The following is a 25,401-nucleotide window of genomic DNA, read 5'->3' as shown; positions in this document are numbered from 1 at the left end:
AAAAAGAAGCCAATTTGGCTTCTTTTTTTATTCTTCAAGCTTGGCTCGTTTGGCCTCGCGTCTTTCTTTAAACATTTCTCGAAGGTTACCGATTAACCAATAGGGTACTACAAAGGTCAACAAGAAAATCATCAACCAAAAACCAATGGTCAAAATCGTTAAAAAAGCTAAAAAGCCTAAATACTGGTCAAATTCGAACATTATACTATCCTTTTGTTGAACAAAGATACTTCCTTATTGTGAAAAAATACAAATCTGACTTTAAAAAAGTGTATTTGCCATTAACAACTACCATATAATTTTATGAACAATTACCTTTGTGGGTATAAATTTTGAAAAATGAGTTTTAGGATTGAAAAAGACACCATGGGCGAGGTAAAAGTGCCCGCGGACAAATACTGGGGAGCACAGACAGAACGTTCCCGCAATAATTTTAAGATTGGACCTTCTGGTTCCATGCCTTTGGATGTAGTTTATGGATTCGCTTATTTAAAAAAGGCCGCTGCCTATGCCAACCATGAACTCGGTGTGCTTGCTGTGGAAAAAAGGGACCTGATCGCCCAAGTATGTGATGAAATTCTGGCAGGAGAATTGGACGACCAGTTTCCATTGGTTATTTGGCAGACGGGTTCTGGTACACAAAGCAATATGAATGTCAATGAGGTGATTGCCAACAGAGCCCATGAAATTGCCGGAAAAAAGATTGGGGAAGGTGAAAAAACCATCCAACCCAATGATGATGTCAACAAAAGTCAATCCTCCAATGATACGTTCCCTACGGGAATGCACATTGCGGCCTATAAGAAAATAGTTGAAGTCACTATTCCAGGTGTTGAACAGCTCAAAAATACCTTGGCCAAAAAGTCCAAGGAATTCAAAGATGTGGTGAAAATTGGGCGGACCCATTTGATGGATGCAACTCCCCTAACCCTTGGTCAGGAATTTTCTGGATATGTGGCTCAATTGGAATATGGACTGAAGGCCTTAAAAAATACCTTGGCACACTTAAGTGAACTTGCGTTGGGCGGAACGGCCGTAGGAACTGGTCTCAATACCCCAAAAGGATATGATGTTTTGGTATCCAAATATATTGCTGACTTTACAGGAATGCCATTTGTGACGGCTCAGAACAAATTTGAAGCCTTGGCAGCCCATGATGCTATAGTTGAAAGTCACGGTGCCTTGAAGCAACTAGCGGTTTCTTTGAACAAAATTGCGAATGATATTCGGATGATGGCGTCCGGACCTCGCTCTGGTATTGGGGAAATCATCATTCCAGCCAACGAACCGGGAAGTTCCATTATGCCAGGGAAGGTCAACCCTACCCAATGTGAGGCCATGACCATGGTGTGTGCCCAAGTGATGGGTAACGATGTCGCTGTTAGCGTGGGCGGTACCCAAGGCCATTATGAACTGAATGTATTTAAACCATTGATGGCTGCCAACATTTTGCAATCAGCACAACTGCTTGGCGATGCCTGCGTAAGTTTTGATGAGCATTGTGCGGTAGGCATTGAACCGAATCACGAAGTAATCAAAAGATTATTGAATAATTCGTTGATGTTGGTCACCGCTTTAAATACCAAAATTGGATACTACAAGGCGGCTGAAATTGCCAATACTGCCCATAAAAATGGAACAACACTACGTGAAGAAGCCATTAATTTAGGTTACGTTACCCCTGAAGAATATGATGCGTGGGTAAAACCCGAGGATATGGTGGGGAGTCTTAAATAATTTAATCAGAATTCAATCCATAAAAAAAGCCCGTTCTGTTGAACGGGCTTCCTTATTTAAATGGATAGTGTGAATTATTTCAATTCAAATTTAGAAGTACCCAACAATTTCAAATTGTTGTCATATACATTCACCATGTAGTTTCCATCTTTGAAATCGTCAGCAGGCTTGTTGATGTAATCACATACGTCCAAAGAACTGTTCTCATAATAGAAATTGGTTGCTTTGCTATACGTGATGGAAGCACCTTCCTCAGTAGATTTAGTGAAACTGTCACCCAATACATTTCCTTGAGGTCCAAGAACTTCAATGAAGAACTCTCTGTCACCGGCTTCAGCAATTACGTTATCAGCAATGGTAAAGCAAACTTTGAACTTGTCAGTAGCTCTAGCTCTAGAAGTAGAAACCAATTTTCCACTGTTTCTTTCTTTCACAGCATCAACACTGATGGTAGAAAGGTTAAGGGCAGAACCTCTTTCAACGGCATCGGCCAATTGCGTGTTCTGTACAATTAAAGAATCGTTAAAAACAGTTTGTTTCTCCAATTCGGTGAATGTACTGTCTCTTTGCATGGCCAACAAGCTGTTGGATTGCGTCAAAGAATCTACTTGCTTCAATAGTTTTTCACGTTCAGCTTTAAGAACACTTACTTGTCTTCTGTATCTTGAAAGTGAAGCAATATCAGCTTTCATACCTTGTACAGAGTCGATATACTTTGCGATGTTGTCTCTTGCAGCAACCAACTCTTCATTGGTAGCGTTGCTTTCCAAAATAGCTTTGTCGTACTCAGATTTCAAATTGTTCAAATCCTCAACTACCAACTCCTTTTCTTGCGTTAAAGCTTGAGTTGTCTTTTTCTTGTCTTGATAAAGGCTTACGGTATAAATGATAGTTCCCAAAAGAACCACACCCAATAAACCAGCAATCACCTTCAAACTGTTGTTATTTTTTGTTTCAGTCATAACTTTTTGTATTAATTGATTCTCGTTTAGGTTTTTTAATCAATCGTGTTTGGTTTATATACGCTTTAGATCATGATTTGGATTATTTGGGTTGAAATAATCTCGAAAAAAATCTTCTTTATCCTTGATATGCCTTAATTTTAAAGGAATTCAAAAGAAAGTCATGAAAAGAAATTTTATATTGATGGTCATTGCACTGGCACTCACCATCACTTGTAAACAGAAAAAAGAAGAGAATAAAGATACTGCGGAGGTTGATGCCCAAGTGGAAACTGAAGCACAGACAAAGGTTAATATCATACCTATTGAGCATGCTACCGCAATTTTAGAGTGGAATGATACCACAATATATATTGACCCTGTTGGAGGTAAGGCTGCTTTTGAAGGTCAAAATTCTCCCGACTTGATTTTGATCACCGATATCCATGGAGATCACCTTAGTCCAGAAACTCTGGAAGAGCTCAATCCGGAGAAAGCCATCATCATTGTTCCCCAAGCAGTTGCTGACGAAATTCCGGAAGAATTTGCACTTAAAGCCGCCATTGAAATTATGGGCAATGGGGAATCCAAAACATTTTCCGGTGTTACCGTAGAAGCTATCCCCATGTACAACCTGCGTGAAGAAGCAAAGGATTTTCATGTAAAAGGAAGGGGAAATGGTTACATATTGACACTAGGTGATGAACGCATTTATTTTTCTGGGGATACGGAGGATATTCCAGAAATGCGCGCATTGGAAAATATTGACAAGGCCTTCGTATGTATGAATCTTCCTTATACCATGACTGTGGAAAGCGCGGCAGATGCCGTTTTGGAATTTCAACCTGATGAAGTTTATCCGTACCACTTTAGGGGACGTCCAGAAGTGAGTGATGTGGCCAAATTCAAACAACTGGTCAATGAAGGAAATCCAGACATTGAAGTGGTTCAATTGGATTGGTACCCCAATGATGAGTTTTGATGGAATAAAATAAAGGTACTATATTGGCGTTAAGGTAACAGACTATAACCAAATCAAATACTTGACCATGGCTCCCAAATCCCGTGTTTTAGTACTTGTGGCCGTACTTTTTGCCATAAATGCTACTTTCTCCCAACAATGTGATAATTACTATTCCAAAGTGACGTATGCCCTAAACCATTGCAAAAAAGCAATGGAGGCCACCAACTTTGAGCACCAAATGTATTATGCAGAACGTGCTTTGACCGCTCTTGAAAAAGCAGATGATTTCAAAGGTGATTGTGTATGCAAAAAGGCGTACGACAAAGCGTATGACACCAAACAAACTTTGAATAAGGCCATAGAACCCGTTGATTGGGAAGCTGGTCGCTTTTTCACTAAAAAAGCATTGGCCCAGGTCAACGAACTCATTACTTTTTTAGATGAGTGTACCCTTGGGGTTTCATCTGATGTTACCGTAGCTGATAGCGACAATACCACAATGGTGCATGAAGCCCATGCTGAAGAAGCTTCCACTCAAAATAAAACAGTTGTTGCAATTGACAATTCTATGGAACTTGAGATGATCAAGGTCTTTGAAAAGCACGCCAAAGATAAATTAAGTGCCACCGAAAAGGCCGTTGCCCAATTGGTGGAACTCTCAAAAACAATTGGTACAAATACAACTGAAGGGAACAACGACTCCAACAGTTTGGCAGCTCACCAACAAGCTTATTTAAGAGAAGCTAAAAAAATCCTTGAGGAAGGCATCAAAAATCTCGGAGTAGAAGAATAGTTCCTCAATTACCGAATCAATTTTTTATACTTTATACGCTTGGGCATGATATCCGTTCCCAAGCGTTTCTTTTTGTTCTCCTCATAATCAGAGAACGAACCTTCAAAGAAATACACCTGCGAGTCGCCTTCAAACGCCAAGATGTGGGTACAAATCCTATCCAAGAACCATCTGTCGTGGGAAATGATCACTGCACAGCCTGCAAAGTTTTCCAAACCTTCTTCCAAGGCGCGAAGTGTATTTACATCCAAATCGTTGGTAGGCTCATCCAGCAGCAATACGTTTCCTTCTTCTTTTAAGGTCATGGCGAGATGAAGTCGGTTTCTTTCCCCACCGGAAAGCATACTTACCTTTTTGTTCTGCTCGCTTCCAGAGAAGTTGAACCGACTCAAATAGGCTCGGGAATTAACTTGCTTCCCTCCCATCATTACCAATTCTTGTCCATCGCTGAAGTTTTCCCAAATTGATTTTTCAGGGTCGATATTGGAATGGCTCTGGTCCACGTAGGCCAATTTAGCCGTATCCCCAACAACAAACTCCCCTTTATCCGGGGTTTCTTCGCCCATGATCATTCGGAAAATAGTGGTCTTACCAGCTCCGTTGGGACCAATAATACCAACGATGCCCGCTTGAGGCAAGTTGAAGTTCAACTCCTCATACAGTAATTTATCACCATACGCTTTGCTTACACCTTTTGCTTCGATGACATTGGTTCCCAATCTAGGTCCATTGGGAATGTATATCTCCAACTTCTCTTCCAGTTGTTTTTGATCTTGACTGAGAAGCTTATCATAATTCTTTAAACGAGCTTTTTGTTTGGTCTGCCTTCCTTTTGCCCCTTGACGAACCCAGTCCAACTCGCGCTCTAAAGTTTTCTGACGTTTGGAGGCTTGTTTGCTCTCTTGTGCCAAACGTTTGGCTTTCTGATCTAACCAGCTGGAATAATTGCCTTTCCATGGAATACCTTCTCCTCTGTCCAACTCTAAAATCCAACCAGCTACGTTATCCAGAAAATAACGGTCGTGCGTTACGGCAATCACCGTTCCTTTATATTGTGCCAAATGATGTTCCAACCAATGCACAGATTCTGCATCCAAGTGGTTGGTGGGCTCATCCAACAGCAACACATCAGGTTCCTGCAATAACAAACGGCATAACGCCACTCTTCTCCGCTCCCCACCAGACAGTACTCCGATTTTCTTGTCAGATTCTGGAGTACGGAGGGCATCCATCGCGATTTCAAGTTTTGTATCTAGTTCCCAAGCGTTGGACGCATCAATCTGGTCTTGAAGAGCTGCTTGCTTGTCCATCAACTTCTGCATCTTGTCCGCATCCTCATAGACTTCAGGCAGACCGAACATATCGTTGATTTTATTGTATTCATCCAAAATGGCCACGGTTTCAGCAACACCTTCGCGCACCACTTCCATTACGGTCTTGTTCTCATCCAACTGGGGTTCCTGCTCCAAATAGCCAACTGTGTAGCCCGGAGAGAAAACAACATCACCTTGATAGTTTTTATCGACACCCGCTATAATCTTCAACAAGGTGGATTTACCAGAGCCGTTGAGACCTAAAATCCCAATTTTGGCACCGTAAAAGAAACTTAAATAAATGTTTTTGAGTACCGGGGTGTTGGCCGTTTTAAAGGTCTTGGTAACCCCAGACATTGAAAAAATGACTTTTTTATCGTCTGACATGTAGTTGTTCTTTAAATTGAAAAAAGGGAGAATCTAAACCCGGCCCTTGAGCGCGTTGAATACCCAAGCCACAGCAAAAAATCCGATACCTACCGCACCAAAACCGTAACCTGCAACTTCATCATATTTGAAAGCTCCAAGAGCTATCATTCCTATTCCTACAAAAATCATGATCCAAGTGGCCCAAGCGAGCACTGTGTTTTTGTTCATTCCCATATAAATCGTTCAGAAGAGCCTCAAATATCGTAAAAAATGAAATAATCCAAAGAATTGAATCGGGTTTATCCCTCAAAAGGAAAGGTAATTCCGCATTTTTCACGAATTATGTCCAATAATTTGGCTACATCCAAGCTGTTTTGATGTGACCAAAGGTCACTTTCCAACTTTTTGGCTATTAAACATTGGTGCACTTCCTCAATTTCATATACAAAACCATTCCCTTGACGGGGTAGTTCAAATTCTTGGGTTTTACCATCCTTTTCCAATCTGCAGCTATCCGCTTCATGCCATCTTGGGTGGATAAAAATCTCCCCCTTGGTACCTGAGATTTCGGCTTCCATTTTGGATTTACTGGTCAAACCACTGTATAAAACGGCTTGTGCATTTTCATAATGAAATAACATGGACGTTTGCAACTCAGTCCCATTTTCATGAAAGTTTGATTTGGCCATAATTTCTCTGGGCATGCCCAAAATCAAATAGGCCAAAAAGATAGGGTAGATTCCAATATCGAGCAGGGAGCCTGAAGCCAACTCTGGATTCAACAGTCTGGAATCCATACTTCGGTCCAATGCATAAAATGCAAAGTCGGCATGGAGATAACCAACTTCTCCAATGATACCATCGTCCACCATTTGCTTTGCTTTCCGCACTGATGGATTAAATCGGGACCAAAGACCTTCCATCATAAAAACACCATTTGCTTTGGCCGCAGCAACAATTTCCTCTACTTCTGCTCTATTAACACCCAAGGGTTTTTCACAAAGTACGTGCTTACCCGATTCTATGGCCTGTATGGCCAAATTCTTATGAAAATTATGTGGTGTGGCCACATAGACAATATCCACCGTATCCGAATTGAAAAGCTCGTCATAACTTCTAAAAACATTGGGGATATTGTATTTATCCGCGAATTGCTGCGCTCTACCCAAACTTCTGGACGCCACGGCGGCGACATCTGCATCCGGTGCAAGCTTTAAGTCTTCGGTGAAATCAGTGGCAATTTTTCCAGGGCCCACAATGCCCCATTTGATTTTTGTGTCCATATTCCATCAAAAGTAATGATTATAACTCCTTATCTTTAACCAATAGCAAGAAATTGAATAAGACCTATGGATATAGACTTCAACAAAAATGAAGACCATAATAAGTTGATGCTCTCTGACCTTCGGAAGAGATTGGCCACAGTAAAGCTTGGCGGCGGTAAAAAACGTATTGAAAAGCACCATGAAAAGGGCAAAATGACGGCCCGAGAGCGAATTGATTATCTATTGGATGCCAAATCTCCATCCATTGAAATTGGAGCATTTGCAGGAGATGCCATGTACGAGGAACACGGAGGATGTCCATCTGGTGGTGTTGTGGTGAAGGTAGGCTATGTGAAAGGCAAGCAATGTGTAGTGGTTGCCAATGATGCAACGGTAAAGGCTGGTGCTTGGTTTCCCATCACGGGCAAAAAGAACTTACGAGCCCAAGAAATATCCATTGAGAATAAACTCCCCATAATTTATTTAGTGGACAGTGCAGGCGTCTATCTGCCCATGCAGGATGAAATCTTTCCGGATAAAGAACATTTTGGTCGGATTTTTAGAAACAATGCAGTTATGAGCAGTATGGGCATAACCCAAATTGCTGCGGTCATGGGTAGTTGTGTCGCCGGTGGTGCTTATTTACCTATCATGAGTGATGAAGCTTTGATCGTGGACAAAACGGGAAGTATTTTCTTAGCGGGAAGCTATCTGGTAAAGGCTGCCATTGGGGAGAGCATTGACAATGAGACTTTGGGAGGTGCCACCACCCATTCGGAAATCAGTGGGGTGACGGATTACAAGGCCAAAGATGATAAGGATGCTTTGGATAAAATCAAGAATATTGTTGATAAGATAGGGGATTTTGGAAAGGCTGGTTTCAATCGTGCTGAACCTAAAACACCATCGGAAAATCCAGAAGATATTTATGGAATACTGCCTGCTTCGCGAAGTGGCCAGTACGATATGTTGGAAATCATTAAACGATTGGTTGATGATTCTGAATTTGAACAATACAAGGAAGGCTACGGTAAAACCATTTTAACAGGCTACGCTCGAATTGATGGTTGGGCTGTCGGTATTGTCGCCAATCAAAGGAAGGTCGTGAAAACCAAGAATGGGGAAATGCAGTTTGGCGGTGTTATTTATTCTGATTCTGCGGACAAAGCCACCCGATTTATTGCGAATTGCAACCAAAAGAAGATTCCGTTAGTATTCCTCCAAGATGTGACTGGTTTTATGGTAGGCAGTAAGAGCGAACATGGTGGAATTATTAAAGATGGCGCCAAAATGGTGAACGCGGTGAGCAACTCTGTAGTGCCCAAATTCACCATTGTTATTGGAAACAGCTACGGGGCTGGCAACTATGCCATGTGTGGCAAGGCGTATGACCCAAGATTGATTGTAGCCTGGCCAAGTGCTGAACTTGCCGTGATGAGTGGAAATTCAGCTGCAAAGGTGTTATTGCAGATTGAAAAAGCCTCTTTGGAGAAAAGTGGTCAACCTATTGATGCAGAAAAGGAGAAAGAACTTTTTGATAAAATCAAACAACGTTATGACCACCAGATATCACCTTATTATGCGGCAGCCCGCCTTTGGACCGATGCCATTATTGACCCCTTGGATACCCGTAAATGGATTTCAATGGGGATAGAGGCGGCCAATCATGCACCGAGCGATAAAAAATTTAATATGGGGGTGCTACAAGTGTGATTATTCTACTGTAAAACGGGCCAATTCTTGTTCGTCCCCAGGTTCTTGTAGTCGAATCATAAAGTCTTCACTTTTCTGATTGGGCTTTCCAAAATTGTATTGTACCGTACATTTTAGGAATGTGGTCGCTTTATTCGCTGGCGTTCGGTTACCGGAATAGGTAGCATTCAATATCCATTCACCTTTGGTGTCCGACCCCACAATTTCAAATTGCTCATTGGAATTTCCATTTTGGATTTCTTCCAAAATTCGATTTCGATCGCCCACTTCGGTGTGTTCCCAAGTGAAGAATCGTTTTTGAGGGTTTACAAATTGCACTGAAAATTCAGCATCGGGCACATTCCAATCCAGAATCAATCGGGCATTATACGTAACATTATTGCGGTATTTAGCATTAACCCCATCAATTTTCAAATTTATTTTTTCCCGATTGACCATATTCCGTATTTCCGTACCCACCACTTTCTCCATAGACCTAAAATTCAACTGCGGGTTGGCTTCTCCGGTTACCATTCCATTTAAAATGGCAAGTGCTTCCTGAGTGTTCTCGGCATGCTTGTGGGCCATTGCCATATCAAGATAAGACTGCACCTTATTGGGAAACAGGGCCATTTTTTTATCGGCTGCAAATACGGCCATATTGTAGTTTTCCAAAACCATGCATTTTAAAAACATAGCTCGTAACGCTTCGTATGAAGGATTTTCCTTTTCCAAAATATTGGATAAGATACGTTCTGCTATTTCTGGGCTGGAATCGAGAAAAAAGTTGGAAACATCTATAAAATATTCTGGAACCTCACTAAAGGCCATACGCTGTTCCAAATACAAATCATAAGCTTCCTTTACATTTTTACCCTTCTTTAAATCCTTTAGATAAGGGGTCACCAATGCCTTATTGTTCACTTTAATCTTCTCTTCATAAATGTTGTTCTTCAAACGTGCCATGTCCGTTTTTTCTCCATTTTCCTTAGCATAGGTTGCAGATTTTGAGGTAATCAAGAGCACACCGTTCACGCCAAGGCTACCATATTTATTGGTGGCGGCCAATCCCTTTAACACAGTGATGTCAGCAATGTTTTCTGGATTGATGAAGTCCGTGCTAAAAACGGTTCCACTTCCCGAATCGGATTGGCGGAGTGGTACGCCATCAATTACAATAAGGCCGTATACATTACCATATAAAGTGTTTCTTGGTCGCATTCGCACCTGACTCAAATCATCATTTTGATTTAGATTGACCCCAGAAAACTTCCCTTGGATGGCCATGTTCATAGTTGAAGCTGCATCTGGAATATCTTCCTCAGAAATTGATTGGACGGCATATCCTACTTTGTCCCTGTTCTCCTCACCATAACCCGTTGTAATGGTTTCTTGCCCAGGCTCTGTTTTCTTCTGGCTCACCACTACTTCCTGAAGTTGAATTCCCTGGTCTTCCAATGAAAAATTAAGCGTATTGGTTTTCCCCAACACTTGCTTTTCCAATTTGTTTCCATAAGCAACGACCAAGGTGTCGCCTACCATTCCATTTATAGAAAAAGTCCCGGTCTCATTGGATTTTACACGGTTACTTTGATTTCCCTGAACATAAATTTCAGCACCCTCTAAACCAACCGTTCCGCTATAAATAGTCCCGGAATATTGATTTGGTCTTTCACTTTCAACATTTGCATTACGTTTCTCATTAAAATCCACCAAGTTTCCATTGTTCACGATCGAGAGTAGATTTAGACTTGCCTTGTCAAAACTCTCACTACTATTTATGATGAAAAGCTCTCCATTAAAATTTGGCGTACCATTCCCCAAATTTTGTTTTCCATCTGTAAAAAGGAGGACCTCACCTGAATCTACATAATTGCTGAGCGATTCATAGGAAGTGGCTCCATCATACCGCAAACCGTCCAGCTTAGCTTTAATGGAGGACCAATTACCTGATACAACCTGATAGCTGTCTTTTGACAATACCCTGTTGCTGAAAGTGATGACATTTACCTTGGCATTCTGAACCGTTTTAAAGTAAGTGTCCAAAAAATAATAATCCTTTTCAATATCCCGGTTTTGCATGGAAAGGGATACATCCCAGCATAGAGAAACTATTTTTGATTCTTGGGCATGGCTACCGAATCCACATAGGAAACAGCACAATAAGACAATATGAATCCGTGATTTCATACTTCAATATATCAATATTTTGTATTCCTTTCAATATGTGCGAAGGTAGGAATAGCATTCCCCATATAATTGTATAAAATCGACGTAAAAAATGTAATTGTATTCTAGCGCGAGAATTTAGTACCCTTGCTGAGCTTTTACCCTAGGGATCAAAAGAAGTTCTGTTTGTCTTCCATTGACATATCGAAATCCTTCCTCTCCAAAAAAACCAGCTTCTTCCAACATAATTCGGATATCGCGGTTCCACTCTGGAATGTTCACTGTAGCATTGAGTTCAATGGCGTAGACCGTATTGGGGTTCAAGGGATAGTTTTCTCCATCATCCTTCATCACGCCACCTTGGGAATCCCACATACCTATGGTGGTTCCTGCCGAATGGCCATACGTACCTAAGGGATGGGTATAAATAGCAGGTTGCAAGCCCGCATCCCTCGCCTCTTGCAGCGATTTAGCCAAAATATCATTACCAACCCTTCCCTCTACCATATTTTTGGTTAAGAAATCCTGGACGCGGTTGCCATCATAGAGGGCATTTACCAAAAAAGAGGGAGCTTCGGTCTCTTCGGGTTTTAGCACATAGGCCAACTCTTGACAGTCTGTATTAAGACGGAGGTAGGTTATGCCAAAATCGCAATGTAGCAAATCTCCGGGCAGGATTACCATATCATCCGGTCTGCCTGAAAAGGAATATAGATGGCTTACCAATTCTTCACTGGTTCGTTGTATGTCCACCGTGGGATGAAACCAAGTTTCAAGGCCCAAATCCGTAACTTTCTGACGCATCCACCACTCCACTTCAGTAGTCGTGGTAATACCGGGAGTAATCACTTTTTCGGAAAAGGCTTCGGCAATAATGTCATGGGTAATGTCCACCAACTGGTCAAAAATTACCATTTCCCGTTCAGTTCTTGTTTCTATCCATCGAACGGCCAATTGTTCCGCAGAGATAACTTTGGAATGGTATTTCTTAGGAAGGTTGACCATGAACTCGTCATAATCAGTTTTATCCAGACCATCCGCTATATTATGATCCTTGGAAAAATTAAGAGCAATTTTTTTAGGATTTCGCTCTTCAATAAGTTGCATTAATCGTTTCCATTGGTTAGGCTCTTTTTCTTTGTCCCAGGCAGAAATAATGCTCTTTCCAATATTGTAACGGGCCACGGCTAATTTTTCAATGGTGTTTTTCTCTTTGTTCCGATAAAACAAAAGTATCGTCCTTCTTCTAGCATTCAGCCAAGTAGCGGGAAGCATAGTACGTAGTACTGGGTCTTCATTGTACTCTCTTGAGATGAGAATCCACATATCTATGTCCGTGTCATCCATAAGCTTAGGAAGCAGAACATTGAAGCGTTCTTCCAAAATTTCATCCACCACCTTTGCGCGTTCCACTTCGGGCAAGATTTGTTGGGCTTGGACATTGATAATTGAAATAAGAGCAAGAGAAAGTATAAGCTGTTTCATGAAGTTTGATTTACTCCGTCAAAATACAAAACTTACAGAATTTGTTCCATGATTTTTTTGCGATGTACCTTACCGCTTCCGGTTTCAACAAACGATTTTAAGGCATAAACTTCTTTTGGGATTTCATATTTATGCAAATCTGGCAACCCCTTTATTTTTTTGAGTAATTCCGTTGTATCTACCCGAGGTGCTTCAATGACCAGAATAAGCTTTTGCCCCAAAGCTTCATCCGGAATTCCTGCAATAAAAAAACGGGATTGAATTACCGTGTTGAGCTTCTTCTCAATTTCTTCAGGAATCAATTTAACACCTCCCGAATTAATTATGGAATCAAACCGCCCCAACCATTTAAATTGGTTGCCACCTACCAACTCCACCACATCATTGGTCACAATTTTGCCTTCTGAAATTTTAGGAGCATCAATGACCAAACACTCCCTTCCATCCACAGCAATATCTATGTTTGGTAAGGTTTCAAAATAAAGCTTCGGATTATTGTTTATTCTCTTAACCGCAATATGGGTTATGGTCTCTGTCATCCCATAAGTCTCAAAAACATTAGCGGATACCTCACTTAACTTTCTACGTAGATTTGAATCTACCGGAGCCCCTCCAATAATCAATGTTTGTACATCATCCAATTTATTCAAGGAGTTCTGCACTTGCAATGGCACCATGGCCACAAAATCGTAATTCGTATTGGTACTTGATAATGGGGTTGATGATGGTTCTACATAATCCAAATGTAAACCGAGGATCATAGCTCTTACCAACATCATTTTTCCTGCAATTCCGGTACAGGGCAAACATAGAAGTGCAGATTGGCTTGGCCTTAGTTGAAAGTAATCGCCTGTGGCCATCGCCGAATTGACCATATGCTCCTTTTTAAGTGCAATTCTTTTTGGCCTCCCCGTAGACCCAGAGGTTAAGACCTCTATAGTAGGGTTGTCCGAAGTCCAATCCAAGATAAAATCACCAATGCGAACCTCAAAAGGTTCTCCCTCTTTGACCAAACTATATCCAATTTCTACAAGATCTTCCAGCTCATAGGAAACACCATTGAGTTTGAATTGTGGGTGAATGTTATGCCAAATTAGATTCTCCATCAGATACGGCCACGAATTGTTCTTTGGTCATTACTTTTCCAAATAATCGGTCCTTCCAGTTGTTCCAGCGATATTTTTTAGAGAAAAAGAGCAATAGCAAAGGAAAAATCACAAAAACGGGAATGAGGGCATCCCAGCCTAGTGATGGCTCCGAAATGTCCTTATAAATGGAATTGGTCTGAAAGGCTGTCCAATCTGCCGTGACCAATAAGGCGGTAATCAAATTGTTAGCGGCATGAAAGCCCAGTGCCAGTTCTAAACCTTCATCCATAAGGGTTAGAATCCCCAAGAAAAAGCCTGTTCCAATGTAATAGATCAGAATTCCCAAGCCCAATTTCTCCACTTCCGGATTGGCAATGTGCATCAATCCAAACAATGTTGATGTCACTACCAAAGGTACCCAGCGATTCTTGGCCAAAATGCCCAATCCCTGCATCATGTGGCCCCTAAAGAGGTATTCTTCAAAGCTGGTCTGTAGCGGAATCAACACAACGGCTATAATGGCCAAGGGAATGAATTTCATCAAATCAAAATTGAACACGTAATGCTCTGGGGAAAAATAAATATCAATCCCAACAAGGATTACGGTAATTAGGCTCCATAGTCCAAAGGAAAAGAAGATGCGTCGCCAATCAATTTTCTTTCGTGAAGTGGTCAGCGAGGTAATGGACTGTCTGTGGACAAGATACGTCCATCCCAAAACAACAAATAATCCTACTGCCAACGGTATCAGTAACATAATCAACACCAAATTGGACCCAAATTGTGCAATTATTTGTTCCATAGTATCTTCCACACTTACCGGTGAATTTACGGTTGCCACATAATTTGCAATCATAAATAAGATGAAGGCCGTTGGAATAATGAAATACTTCCACAAGCCGATTTCTCCTTTATATCCTTGTTCTATATACATAACTCTTCAATTAAATTTTCTTGCCAATTCTGTGCTTTTAGATACCGTAGTTCTCCGTTGGAAACGTCCAATGGACTATCAAAATTATTGGTGTACAGACTTCCTGTTCCCAATCCTTGAGGCATGGTACTGTTCAACGTGTATGTCCACTGCGCAATAGCGTTGAGCCCAATATTGCTTTCCAAAGCGCTGGTTATCCACCATCCAATATTGTATTTTTTCGCAATCTGAATCCATTCTTCACAACCGCCATATCCACCTACCAAACTTGGCTTTAAGATAATATATTGTGGCTTTATGGTTTGTAGCAATCGCTCCTTTTCTGTTACAGAGAAAATACCAATAAGTTCTTCATCCAGGGCGATGGGCAAGGGTGTGTTTTGACAGAGCTCGGCCATTGCATCCCATTGTTTTGATTTGATTGGCTGCTCGATGGAATGCAATTCAAACGTAGATAATTGTTCTAGTTTTTTTAGGGCATCCGATGATGAAAATGCGCCATTGGCATCCACTCGAAGTTCAATTTCATTTGGTGTGAAGTTGGTCCGAATAGCCTTGAGAATAGAAAGTTCGGTCTCAAAGTCAATGGCCCCAATCTTCATTTTGATGCATTTAAAACCTTCCTTGAGTTTTTGTTCCAGTTGGGAAAGCATGAATGCCTCATCTCCCATCCAAATCAATCCATTGATGGGAATCGGTGCTTCTCTTTGGGTAAAGTCTGAAGGAAATAATTCAAAAGGATTTTTGGAATTCAGGGATAAAAAGGCTTGTTCCACCCCAAATTGAATGGAAGGAAATTCCATCAATGCATTTCGTAAGGAGTTTTGTTCCAAGTGAATGTTTTCACAGACCCATTTCAGCTTTTCCTCATAATGGGGTACGTCATCGGCACTTAAACTTCTTAAAATGCCACACTCCCCAATTCCATGCCGGTTTCCATCGGTGAGTATCAAAAACCAGGTTTCTTTCTGGGTCAAAACACCACGCGACGTTCCACTGGGAATCTTAAAATCTAGGATATACTTTTTATAGGTAGCTTTCATCCAATGGTTTCAAATGTAACCATATTTAGGATGTTTCGAACAAAAAATGATTAGCTAAAGTTGAACCAAAACCGAACCCCCTCGGTTTGCTTTTCAATATTTAATTTGGACTGAAGCTGGTTCACCAATCGGTTCATGAGGCGGATTCCCATGGAAGAATGGGTGCGTTCTTCGGTGTCTTCCGGTAGGCCCACACCGTTATCGGTATATTCAAAATAGCCCTGATCGCCATTTTTTCGAAGATGGATGTAGATTTTCCCATTTTCATCATTCTCTGGGAAAGCATATTTGAAGGAGTTGGAGACCAATTCGTTCAGTATCAATCCAAAAGGAATGGCGCGATCAATATCCAATTCGGTACCTTCAGCATCAATGGTAATGCTGATGTTGTGTCCTCCTTTTTTATAAACCGACTGCACACTGTTGATGAGACTTTCGATATATCCCTGCATTTCAATCACGGACAAATCATCATTTTGATAGAGCTTTTGGTGAATCAAAGCCATGGCCTTCACCCTACTCTTTCCTTCTTCCAAAGCCTCGATAGCGGCCTTACTTCTCGTGTTTTTGGTTTGAAGGCTCAACAAACTGGACACCATTTGCAGGTTATTTTTTACCCTGTGGTGAATTTCTTTGAGCAGGGAATCCTTTTCTACCAAAGCATTCTCGATCATATGCTTTTGTTCGGCAATCAATCGTTGATTTTTGATACTTTTTAAATAGGCGTAGACCAACCCGGCAAAACCAAGTAAGGTGAATATTAAGGAAACAAAAACCAAGTTCATACGCTCGTCTTTGGCCTTCATATCACTACGGGCCTGCTCATTGATACGCTTTTGCTCCTCGATCAACCGTTGGGAATTCTCCAAATCCTCATTGGCCACAATAGTCACCAATTGTTGTTTTATAATGGAAGATTGCTTTTGCGCCATGGAATCCTTGATACGCTCATTTCGCTTGTAGTACATTGCGGAGTTTTTGTAGTTCTCCACCCTGTCATAATAGGCGGCCAACAGGCTGTTTCGTTTTATAACCTGTAGAATTCCAATGTTGTCAAATTCAATATCCAGATTTCGTTTAGCGGCTAAAAATCGGTCCAGTTGCAAGTTGGCATCTGCCAAATAGAGGGTATTTTCTACCATCTCGCTCTTATGACTGTTTTTGGATGAGGTATCCAAAACCTCAATACTGCTCTCCAAAAGAGGAATGGCTTCTTCGTATTCCCCCAACATTACGTGGCACTTTCCAATATTTCCTTCTATTTCTGCCTTTAACAAATCGCTTTCAAAAAGCTCATCTTCACTTTTCTGAACGGAGATATCATTGATATAAACATCCAAATAGGCTTTTGCCTTCTTTAATTCGCTCAAAGCTGTTGGGGCAGAATTATCCAAACGCAAAAAGTTCCCCACTTTACTATGGTACTCTGCCAGTTTGAAGGTTTCATTGTCGGCAATGGTAGGCTTTACCTCCATGATGTACTGGTTCCGGGCCACTCTGTACAACCCAAGGTTGCTATAGATATCATAGAAAGAGACATTATCGGTGATGCCCATTTCCTTTTTTTGCTTTCGGATTTCTATTTGCTTATCAAAAAGTTGAAGATTGGCATAGTTGTCGTCCAACACATCCAATACCGCTGTTTGTGATTCTACATCCAAAGAATCTTTAAAGGCATACAGCTCTTTTGCCAAAGTTGTGCTCTTATCGTATTCCCCAAGATCATTATAAATCTGCGCCTGCATTATCTGGTAGAGACGAAGCGCGGTGGTGTCCTCCGTTTTTTGGGCGTTGGCCAAATAGATTTTGATGGTATCCAACCAATCATAGGCTGAATTTTGATTGTAACGGTCAATGGAATTGAAGAATACATTGAAGCGTTCCCTGGGTTCGTCGGTGTCCTGAAATTCCTTAAGCACGCTCTGCTCACCATCCAACAAGGATTGCGCCGAACCGCTATAAAGAAAAACAAAGCAAAATGCAGTGAATAAAAATCTTACGTAACGTCCCATGAATTTACTATATATAGTACTTCAAGAAATTCCTGAACCTCTATACTATTGTTTGTGCCCTTTATTTCTATTCCCCGTAAGATGATTTCTGCGCCGGACGAACTAAACGATTCCACCTTTGGAATCAACGTATGGGGTATATAAAGAACGTTAGTTTGGCGTCAAAATTAAATGCAAAGGTACAGACTTGTTCAGTATTGTTGTGAAACTGCCGATTTCTGTTGTGAAACGTATTTAGGGGTATGTCAAACCACCTTTTGTCGATGTTTTGTGCATTTCATGGATTTTGCACACCTTATAAAATCAAAAAAGGCCTTGCTATTAAACAAGACCCTTTTACGAGAACACTATATGAAAATGAAAAAATTACTTTCTGAATTATTTACACTGCTAAAGTAGACCAGGCCTACAACAGTGGAAAAACATTGTTGTGAACCCTTTAAAAGTTGTGGTCAGTTCATCAGAAAAGTTTGTAGCACAAAAAAGCGCCTTAAAAAAGACGCTTTTACTATTCTACTATTCGTATGTGCTTTCTATATCAACTGTTCATCGATGAAAGGATAAACTCCTTGAAATCCTTTGATATTGGAATCAAGTTGTTGTTGATCATGATATCTTTTGAATTGATGGCATCAATATGATCTACATTTACAATGTAAGATTTATGTGCTCTATAAAACTTGTTCTTTGGCAATTTCTCCAAATAATCCTTTAAAGGTGAGCGTACCAAAAACTTTTTATCCGCCGTGTTGACTTCCAAATAGACGTTATCTGCCTTTATGAACTGGATATCCGTAAACTGAATCCTGTAATAAAGGTGCTGTTTTTTAACGAAGATGGAATCCTTCAATACGGAGTTGGAGGTGAAGCTTTCCCCTTCCTCTCCTTCTTCATCCCTAATTTCTCCCTTCTTATTATAGTTGAAATTTGAGAGTGCAATTTCTATGGAAGTATATAGGTCTTGTTGCTCAAAAGGTTTTACCAAATAACCATCAGGTTTTACCGTTTTTGCATTTTCAACTGTTGCCCTATCCGAGTTGGAGGTCACAAAAATGAAAGGAATGTTGTAGGATTCCCTAATATGCTTTCCTAAATCGATTCCTGTTTTGTCGGAAGCCAAGATGATATCGATCAGGACCAAATCCACATGATTGTTTTTCAATACCTCCACGGCCTGCTCATAGACAATTACATTGTCCACAATCTCATAGCCGATTTCTTCCAGCATGGACTGCATGTCATCAGCAATGATGACGTTGTCCTCTACAATTAAAATTCTAATCGGATGTTCCAAGTTCCTTAAAGTTTATTTGGTTGTATACCAAAATTACAAAAAATTATTGATAGCAATATAGAACAATATTGCGAGCGCAAAGGTGCTGAGTGCCAATTTTTTAAGTTCTCCATCAAGTTTACCCGGCTCTTGGGTTTTCAATACGGTTCCCAAATGAATCAAAATGGGTAAAAAAGCGAGCATGAAATAGGCGTTGAACAGAGGTATGCTTTCTATCCAGATATAAGCGATAAAACAGAGTAATGCAAGGGATAGCAAAGCAAAATGATAAAGCTTTCCGTTTGCAAATCCCATTTTGACCACCAAGGTGTTCTTTCCAGATTTTTTGTCTGAAAACACATCCCTTAGATTATTCAGGTTGAGCACCCCTACGCATAACAACCCAATGGATACAGCCGGAAGCAATGAAGCCCAATCCAAGGATTTGGTGTATAAAAACATACTGCCCAAAACCCCCAAAAGCCCGAAGAACAGAAAAACGAACACATCACCTAGCCCCAAATACCCATACGCATTTGAACCAATGGTATACTTAAGGGCGGCCCATATGCTAAGAGCACCTAGCAGAAAAAAGAGCAGGACGTAGATCCAGTTTTCGGTGCCGAATGCCAAATAAATGAGCGCCAACGCCAATACCATGGAAATGAAACTCGAAATAATAATTCCTCTTTTTAACACGGGTCGGGACAATAAGCCACTTTGGAGTGCTCTCGGTGGGCCAATCCTGTCCTCATTGTCAGTGCCCTTTACTCCGTCACCGTAGTCGTTGGCAAAGTTGGAAGTTACCTGAAAACCAATGGTGGTCAAAAGCGCCAAAACAAAAATGCCCAACTCAAAGAAACCTTGTTTTCTGGCCAAGGCGGTACCCACTATAATTCCAGATAGTGAAAGAGGAAGGGTGCGTAGTCTAGCAGCCTGTATCCAGACCTTACTTTTTCCCAAGATTAGTAGGGGTCTTCTATTTGAATTCGTTTTCCGTCCTGGTAGGAGGCTACAAAAGCATCCTTAAAGCCCATCTGTACCAATTGTTTTCTAAACGATTGTGCCTCATCCAGGGTTTCAAAATTTCCTAACGAATAGGCATAGAATGGATTGGTTTTTACGAAAAGGGTGTTCGTCAATGCCTCGGAGGCCAATGTAACATTGTTGTCCACAAAGGATTTCACCTGCACGGAATATATTTTTTCTTTATCCAAGAACGCTTTGGCCAAATAGAACTCCCGTACCAAGCTAAGCTCTTCATTTTGGGCCTTTAGATTATCAATACGGGTTTTAACGGCATCCAAACTGTCTATGGAGACCAAAAGATGGTTATTCTGATTTTCGAATGAATTCTTACTGCTAAGCCCTGCCGTAAACGAAGTAATGGCCAGGACACCGATGACAAACAAACCGGTAATACCCAATAAAACATTGCGTTGCAGCCTTATTTTTCGGAGGTCTTTATTCTTATATTTTATTTGGTCCAGAAGTCGCTCGTTGATAATCTGGGCCTTATCTATGTCCTTGTGAAGGTCCAACAAGTCACTTTCTTCTATAAAAGGCATATGTCAAGTGGTTATAAATTTTTACAGCTCGCTAAAAGCATAGCTGTCAATAAGTTAAATTGAGATTATACAAATGTAAAATTTTTGCGTAAAGAAAAAAACTTAGAGGTATCAAAATAGTCCTGCAATCTCAACTATTTAATGAATGCTAATTTTTCCTCCGGCTAAATTAACGAAATGCCATCTTCTTGAATAGTGATCTTACGCTGTCTGTACAATATACCAACCCCTTTTTTAAAAGCCTTTTTGCTTAAATGAAGCTCTTTTTGAATTTCGTCTGGTGATGATTTATCATGCAATGGCAAAAAACCGTTGTTCTGTTGTAATTTATCATAAATTATCTTTGCCGTGGGCTCCAACATTTTCGCTCCAATAGGCTGAAGTGAGATGTCAATTTTATTATCATCCCTTACATTTTTAACAAAGCCCTTCATTCGGCTTCCTACAGCAACTGGTCTAAATAAGTCACTGTCGAAAATGAGCCCTTTGTGCTTGTCATCCACAATAACCTCCCAACCCAAAGGCGTTTTTCTAGCTGCCATGATATCCACTTCATCATTGACCTCATATTGGACATTCTCGTTGGATAAGAATTTGTTTATTCTGCTAGAACCCACCAACCGGAAGGTCTCCTCATCCAAATAACAATGTACAATATACTTGTTTCCTTCCTCCATGCGCTGGGCCTGCTCCCGAAATGGCACCAAAAGATGTTTTTCCAAACCCCATTCCATAAAGGACCCAAAATCAGCTACTTCCGCAACTTTGAGAAACGCAAAACCATTACGTACAATGTGCGGTTTCAAGGTGGTGGCGATAGGCCGTTCATTATTATCAAGATAGCAGAACACCTCCATTTCGGCATCAATCTGAAAATCCTCCGGAACATACTTGTTGGGTAGCAGCACTTCCGTGCCCTCTTCATCTCCTAAAAAAAGGCCAACACTTGTGCTTCTAAGTACTCTTAAGGTGTTATAATCTCCCAGTTTTATCATAATGCAAAGGTAGACTGAAAATACGGGTATAAAAAAAGCCATCCAAAAAGGACAGCTCTATTTTCATGTATGAGTCAATTAATTATAAACAGATTCCTTCCCAAAATACTTGGTCAACATGTAATAGATTACAGCACGGTACTTGTTTTTATCGGAGCGCCCATACCCATCAATAATACTATGTATTGCCTCCATTAATGCCGGATTGTCCGCAAGGCCCAATTTTTTTATCAAAAAATTGTTTTTTACGGTTTCCAGTTCTTTTTCATCTGAACCCGAAACGCGCGAAGCATCCAGGTTGTATATGGCAGGACCCAACCCAACGGCCACTTTGGTAAGCAAGTCCATGTCCGGTGCCTGCCCAAATTTGCTTTTGATGTCCTCAGCGTACTTTGTGATCAACTCGTCTCTTTTGCTCATGATTGATTAGTGTTGTTTTTATGATTTATACCTTGGTTCTAAGATATAAAATCGAAGTACCCAAGCAAAATTTTATTGTTCACCAAGCGTGGTGTACGAATTTCTAATATTTTGGGCCTAAGCGAAGTAGTGTAAAAACCATCCAAGCCTTGAATTAGTTCTTCCTTATTTTCTGCGCTGCAATACTCAAACCCGTACATCTGTGCCAAATGTTCCGCGGTATAGGAGTGCTGAGTCTCAAAAAAGGTGGAAAACTCATTCGTATCCTCCTTTCCTGGAAGAATTCTAAAAATACCTCCCCCAGAATTATTGATGAGAATTATTCTAAAATCAGGTTGAATGTGGGCATTCCACAACCCATTGCTATCGTAAAAGAAACTGAGGTCACCTGTAATCAACAAGGTAGGTTCTTCTGCATGGATTGAAGCACCTACTGCCGTGGATGTACTGCCGTCAATGCCACTGGTACCTCGATTACAAAATACTTTTAAGGATGCATCCATGGGGAACAATTGGGTGTAGCGCACGGTGGAACTGTTGGCCAAATGCACCTGATACCCTTTGGGTATGTGTTGCATCACTTTATCAAAAACGGTAAAATCTGAAAACGGAATTTCATCCAAATAAGCTTCCCTCCTAGCTTCATACTGTTTCTTGACCTCTTGCCACTTGGTTTTGTAAGCGCTCTTTTGTGTTTCCGAAGGTAAAATAGCCTTGAAAAAATCATTTGGATTGACTTTTACGTGTTTGGAAAGGCAAAAGAACGTATCATACGCTTTTTTAGGGTCGATGTGCCAATGCTCTTTGGGTTGATAATTCCGAAGAAATGCCTTTATTTTTTTAGAAACGATCAGTCCACCAAAGGTTATCAATAGTTCTGGTTGAAGGGCCTTGAAGAGTTCTTCTCTATTTTCCGACTTTTCAATGGGCGCAATGATGCTGTCAATACTTGGGAAGAATTCCGGATGATGCAAGTTGGAAGTGGTTTCCGTAAACACCAAGGTATTTCCATCTTGGGCCAAGGACTGTAAAATTTCATTCTGCAAAGCGTTGGGCTGGTTGACCCCGACCAAAATCATTTTTCGGCCACTGGTCTTCCAAATTGATGCGTAATCAGACCAATCCTCCTGATTGGAATTGCCTGGGACATCCAATTTCTTTTCAGTAATTTGAAACATGGGGGCATCCAATACACCGTACAACGGCTCTTCAAATGGAATGTTGATGTGCACCGGAGTGCTTTTCCATCGTGCAATCTGTAAAGCATTTACCAGCTGTCTTTCGTTGTATTCTTGAATCTCTTCCTGAGTTTCGGTCAGAAGTGTTTTACCCCACTTAGCAACTGTTTCCGTAGCATGGGACACATCTTGCTTCAGGTTGGCCGAATAGCCAATATGTCTTTCCAGCACATTTTCCTGTCGGATGGTCTGTCCATCCCCAATGTCTATTCGGTAACTGGGTCTATCCGCAGAGACCACAATGAGGGGAATATCACTATAAAAAGCTTCAGCGACGGCCGGATAATAATTCAAAAGCGCACTCCCCGAAGTACAAACCACTGCGACCGGCTCTTGTATTTGCTGGGCCATCCCCAGGGCAAAAAAAGCAGCACATCGCTCATCAACAATGCTGTAGCACTTAAAAAAAGGATTCTTGGTAAAACCAATGGTCAAGGGAGCGTTCCGTGAACCCGGAGAAATCACTATATGCTTAACTCCTCTAGACTTAAAATACAGCACCAATGTCTGTGCCGAGGGAATATCTGAATACATCATGGATTACAAAAATACACCTGAAAAGCGTATTCCCCTAAATTCCGAAGGATCAAATTATAGGATGTTGAGCATGGTCCTGCTTTTGTTTTGGGTCTCAATCCATTCACTTTCGGGTTGTGAAGCCGAAGTGATTCCGCCGCCGACAAAAATGGTAGCGGTTTTTCCCTGTAGTTCCATGCATCTTAGGTTCACAAAAAGTGCGGTCTCCCCTACTTTGCTCAAATTCAGTTCTCCTAAAAAACCGGTATAAAAACTTCGGTTATAGTTTTCATTTTTCAGGATGAAGGACTTCGCAGTTTGAGTTGGAATACCACAGACCGCAGGTGTTGGATGTAAAGCAGTAATGACTTTCTTTATGTCATTGCCACTGTACAAGGTTCCGGTAACCTCAGACCGCAAATGCCACAGATTCCCTGCTCGTATGGACTCCGCTTCCCCAATATGAAGTTCTTCCATGACAGGTCCCAATCGTTCTTGAATATAGTCCGAAACCATACGCTGCTCCTCAATTTCCTTTAGCCCCCACATGGGTTTTTCATCTCCCTGAAAGGGCAAAGTGGCCGCCAAGGACATGGTTCTTAATTGCTTATCCTTGATTTCCACCAAAGTTTCAGGAGTGGCTCCGCACCATGTCCCGACTTTTGGATGATGAAGGAGATAGCAAAAAGCATTCGTGTAATGATTCAGGAGGTTTTGCAATATTTTGACCGGAGAAGTTGCGAACTCCACTTCCATTTTTCTGGACAGCACGACTTTTTTGAGATGGCCTTTTTCAATTTCAGAAATGCCCTTTCTCACCAAATTGATATGGGTTTTTTTTCCGCTTTCCGAAATTTCAATCATATTTTTTCCAACTTGGGATTCAGTTTTGAAGGTTCTCGTCAAAAGTTCATCCGGTTGAATTAATATGGCATTGTCTTTCAAATCGAATGGTGCAAAAACAAAACCTTCATCTTCAAAATCGATGGTTTTATATAGCGAATCATCTCCCTGAAAAACAGCAGTGACTTTTTCTTGTTTTGGTTTTCGGTATACCGCAAACGGCAAGCCTTTCCCTAGCCACGCATCAATCTTAGCAAGAATGGTTGTAAATTCCTTATTTTCTGGGTAAGGCAATGGTGGTGAGTTTACAGTTGGAAATCAGTTTGCCCTCTTCATCCGTTATTTTTATCTCCCAAAGCTGGGTAGTTCGGCCTTTGTGCAAAATGGAAGCCTTAGCATACACAAAGCCTTCTTTAATGGATTTTACATGGTTTGCGGAAATTTCAATGCCTCTCACAAAAAACTCTTTTGCATCTAAAAATATATAGGAAGCTGCACTGCCCACACTTTCGGCCAATGCCACAGAAGCTCCCCCATGCAGCACACCATCTGGTTGGTGGACCTTGGGAGTGACGGGCATTCGAGCCAATAAAAAATTCTCCCCTACATCAATATAGGTAATGTCCAAGGTTTCCATCATTGTCCCTTTACAAATTTCGTTGCAAACGGATAGAATCTTTTCTTTGTGCGCTTCCATCGTTCTATTTTTTGTAAAATTACACAAAGCTAAAGCAATCGAACAA

The 25,401-nt window shown here is 41.0% G+C and carries 23 protein-coding genes; 4 read left to right on the top strand and 19 right to left on the bottom strand.

Features of this window, described 5'->3' with window-relative positions; all coding sequences use genetic code 11:
- Nucleotides 1-27: 27 nt before the first annotated feature.
- Nucleotides 28-201: a hypothetical protein gene (locus AB1A65_RS10770; RefSeq protein ID WP_366588818.1), complete on the bottom strand. Its 174-nt coding sequence runs from the start codon at nt 199-201 to the stop codon at nt 28-30.
- A 138-nt stretch (nt 202-339) separates the two neighbouring features.
- Here AB1A65_RS10770 and fumC point away from each other — a divergent pair, with 138 nt between their 5' ends.
- Complete coding sequence (fumC, locus tag AB1A65_RS10765) at nt 340-1,737, top strand: class II fumarate hydratase (RefSeq protein ID WP_366588815.1); 1,398 nt, start codon at nt 340-342, stop codon at nt 1,735-1,737.
- Nucleotides 1,738-1,811: 74 nt separating this feature from the next.
- On the opposite strand, the gene AB1A65_RS10760 is transcribed toward fumC, so the two are convergent.
- A complete protein-coding gene (locus AB1A65_RS10760; RefSeq protein ID WP_366588812.1) occupies nt 1,812-2,699 on the bottom strand; it encodes a hypothetical protein in 888 nt (295 codons plus the stop codon).
- Nucleotides 2,700-2,862: 163 nt separating this feature from the next.
- On the opposite strand from AB1A65_RS10760, the gene AB1A65_RS10755 reads away from it, so the two are divergent.
- Nucleotides 2,863-3,660: an MBL fold metallo-hydrolase gene (locus AB1A65_RS10755; RefSeq protein ID WP_366588810.1), complete on the top strand. Its 798-nt coding sequence runs from the start codon at nt 2,863-2,865 to the stop codon at nt 3,658-3,660.
- Nucleotides 3,661-3,727: 67 nt separating this feature from the next.
- Nucleotides 3,728-4,435 (top strand): hypothetical protein, encoded by a 708-nt coding sequence (locus AB1A65_RS10750; protein ID WP_366588808.1) that lies wholly within the window; start codon nt 3,728-3,730, stop codon nt 4,433-4,435.
- Nucleotides 4,436-4,443: 8 nt separating this feature from the next.
- Here the strand turns inward: AB1A65_RS10750 and ettA are convergent, their stop codons facing one another.
- From ettA to AB1A65_RS10735, 3 genes are all read right to left on the bottom strand, one after another.
- Nucleotides 4,444-6,135 carry an energy-dependent translational throttle protein EttA gene (ettA, locus tag AB1A65_RS10745; RefSeq protein ID WP_366588805.1) on the bottom strand — a complete coding sequence of 564 codons (1,692 nt, stop codon included), beginning with the start codon at nt 6,133-6,135 and terminating at the stop codon, nt 4,444-4,446.
- 33 nt (nt 6,136-6,168) lie between these two features.
- Nucleotides 6,169-6,345 carry a CAL67264 family membrane protein gene (locus tag AB1A65_RS10740; protein WP_231562643.1) on the bottom strand — a complete coding sequence of 59 codons (177 nt, stop codon included), beginning with the start codon at nt 6,343-6,345 and terminating at the stop codon, nt 6,169-6,171.
- Nucleotides 6,346-6,416: 71 nt separating this feature from the next.
- Nucleotides 6,417-7,400 (bottom strand): Gfo/Idh/MocA family oxidoreductase, encoded by a 984-nt coding sequence (locus AB1A65_RS10735; protein WP_366588802.1) that lies wholly within the window; start codon nt 7,398-7,400, stop codon nt 6,417-6,419.
- A gap of 66 nt (nt 7,401-7,466) precedes the next feature.
- On the opposite strand from AB1A65_RS10735, the gene AB1A65_RS10730 reads away from it, so the two are divergent.
- A complete protein-coding gene (locus tag AB1A65_RS10730; protein ID WP_366588800.1) occupies nt 7,467-9,095 on the top strand; it encodes a carboxyl transferase domain-containing protein in 1,629 nt (542 codons plus the stop codon).
- Here the strand turns inward: AB1A65_RS10730 and AB1A65_RS10725 are convergent, their stop codons facing one another.
- The 14 genes from AB1A65_RS10725 to AB1A65_RS10660 form a co-directional block, all read right to left on the bottom strand.
- A complete protein-coding gene (locus tag AB1A65_RS10725) occupies nt 9,096-11,264 on the bottom strand; it encodes a TonB-dependent receptor plug domain-containing protein (protein ID WP_366588798.1) in 2,169 nt (722 codons plus the stop codon).
- Nucleotides 11,265-11,381: 117 nt separating this feature from the next.
- Nucleotides 11,382-12,728: a M24 family metallopeptidase gene (locus AB1A65_RS10720; RefSeq protein ID WP_366588796.1), complete on the bottom strand. Its 1,347-nt coding sequence runs from the start codon at nt 12,726-12,728 to the stop codon at nt 11,382-11,384.
- 32 nt (nt 12,729-12,760) lie between these two features.
- Nucleotides 12,761-13,834 carry an AMP-binding protein gene (locus AB1A65_RS10715; RefSeq protein WP_366588793.1) on the bottom strand — a complete coding sequence of 358 codons (1,074 nt, stop codon included), beginning with the start codon at nt 13,832-13,834 and terminating at the stop codon, nt 12,761-12,763.
- Nucleotides 13,812-14,750: a CPBP family intramembrane glutamic endopeptidase gene (locus AB1A65_RS10710; RefSeq protein ID WP_366588791.1), complete on the bottom strand. Its 939-nt coding sequence runs from the start codon at nt 14,748-14,750 to the stop codon at nt 13,812-13,814. The genes AB1A65_RS10715 and AB1A65_RS10710 overlap by 23 nt, the downstream gene beginning before the upstream one ends.
- The gene (locus AB1A65_RS10705) at nt 14,741-15,793 is read right to left on the bottom strand and encodes an o-succinylbenzoate synthase (RefSeq protein ID WP_366588788.1); all 1,053 of its coding nucleotides are present in this window, start codon (nt 15,791-15,793) and stop codon (nt 14,741-14,743) included. The genes AB1A65_RS10710 and AB1A65_RS10705 overlap by 10 nt, the downstream gene beginning before the upstream one ends.
- A gap of 50 nt (nt 15,794-15,843) precedes the next feature.
- Nucleotides 15,844-17,805, bottom strand: coding sequence for a sensor histidine kinase (locus AB1A65_RS10700; protein WP_366588786.1), 1,962 nt, complete (start codon nt 17,803-17,805; stop codon nt 15,844-15,846).
- A 538-nt stretch (nt 17,806-18,343) separates the two neighbouring features.
- A complete protein-coding gene (locus tag AB1A65_RS10695; protein WP_366588784.1) occupies nt 18,344-19,099 on the bottom strand; it encodes a response regulator in 756 nt (251 codons plus the stop codon).
- Between the two features lie 33 nt (nt 19,100-19,132).
- Entirely contained in the window at nt 19,133-20,041 is a 909-nt protein-coding gene (gene menA / locus AB1A65_RS10690; RefSeq protein WP_366588782.1) for a 1,4-dihydroxy-2-naphthoate octaprenyltransferase, read from the bottom strand.
- Between the two features lie 2 nt (nt 20,042-20,043).
- Complete coding sequence (locus AB1A65_RS10685; RefSeq protein ID WP_366588779.1) at nt 20,044-20,646, bottom strand: SPOR domain-containing protein; 603 nt, start codon at nt 20,644-20,646, stop codon at nt 20,044-20,046.
- Between the two features lie 164 nt (nt 20,647-20,810).
- Nucleotides 20,811-21,641: a S1-like domain-containing RNA-binding protein gene (locus AB1A65_RS10680; RefSeq protein WP_366588777.1), complete on the bottom strand. Its 831-nt coding sequence runs from the start codon at nt 21,639-21,641 to the stop codon at nt 20,811-20,813.
- A gap of 78 nt (nt 21,642-21,719) precedes the next feature.
- Nucleotides 21,720-22,061, bottom strand: coding sequence for a DUF2853 family protein (locus AB1A65_RS10675; protein ID WP_366588775.1), 342 nt, complete (start codon nt 22,059-22,061; stop codon nt 21,720-21,722).
- A gap of 38 nt (nt 22,062-22,099) precedes the next feature.
- Nucleotides 22,100-23,836 carry a 2-succinyl-5-enolpyruvyl-6-hydroxy-3-cyclohexene-1-carboxylic-acid synthase gene (gene menD / locus AB1A65_RS10670; RefSeq protein WP_366588772.1) on the bottom strand — a complete coding sequence of 579 codons (1,737 nt, stop codon included), beginning with the start codon at nt 23,834-23,836 and terminating at the stop codon, nt 22,100-22,102.
- A gap of 54 nt (nt 23,837-23,890) precedes the next feature.
- The gene (locus AB1A65_RS10665) at nt 23,891-24,952 is read right to left on the bottom strand and encodes a chorismate-binding protein (RefSeq protein WP_366588770.1); all 1,062 of its coding nucleotides are present in this window, start codon (nt 24,950-24,952) and stop codon (nt 23,891-23,893) included.
- Nucleotides 24,933-25,355 (bottom strand): hotdog fold thioesterase, encoded by a 423-nt coding sequence (locus AB1A65_RS10660; RefSeq protein ID WP_366588768.1) that lies wholly within the window; start codon nt 25,353-25,355, stop codon nt 24,933-24,935. The genes AB1A65_RS10665 and AB1A65_RS10660 overlap by 20 nt, the downstream gene beginning before the upstream one ends.
- Nucleotides 25,356-25,401 lie beyond the last annotated feature (46 nt).

Origin of the sequence: Allomuricauda sp. ANG21 (assembly GCF_040705235.1) — a bacterium.
Lineage (GTDB): Bacteria > Bacteroidota > Bacteroidia > Flavobacteriales > Flavobacteriaceae > Flagellimonas > Flagellimonas marina.
Note: the sequence above shows the minus strand (reverse complement) of the source record. Positions and strands in the feature narration are given on the sequence as shown.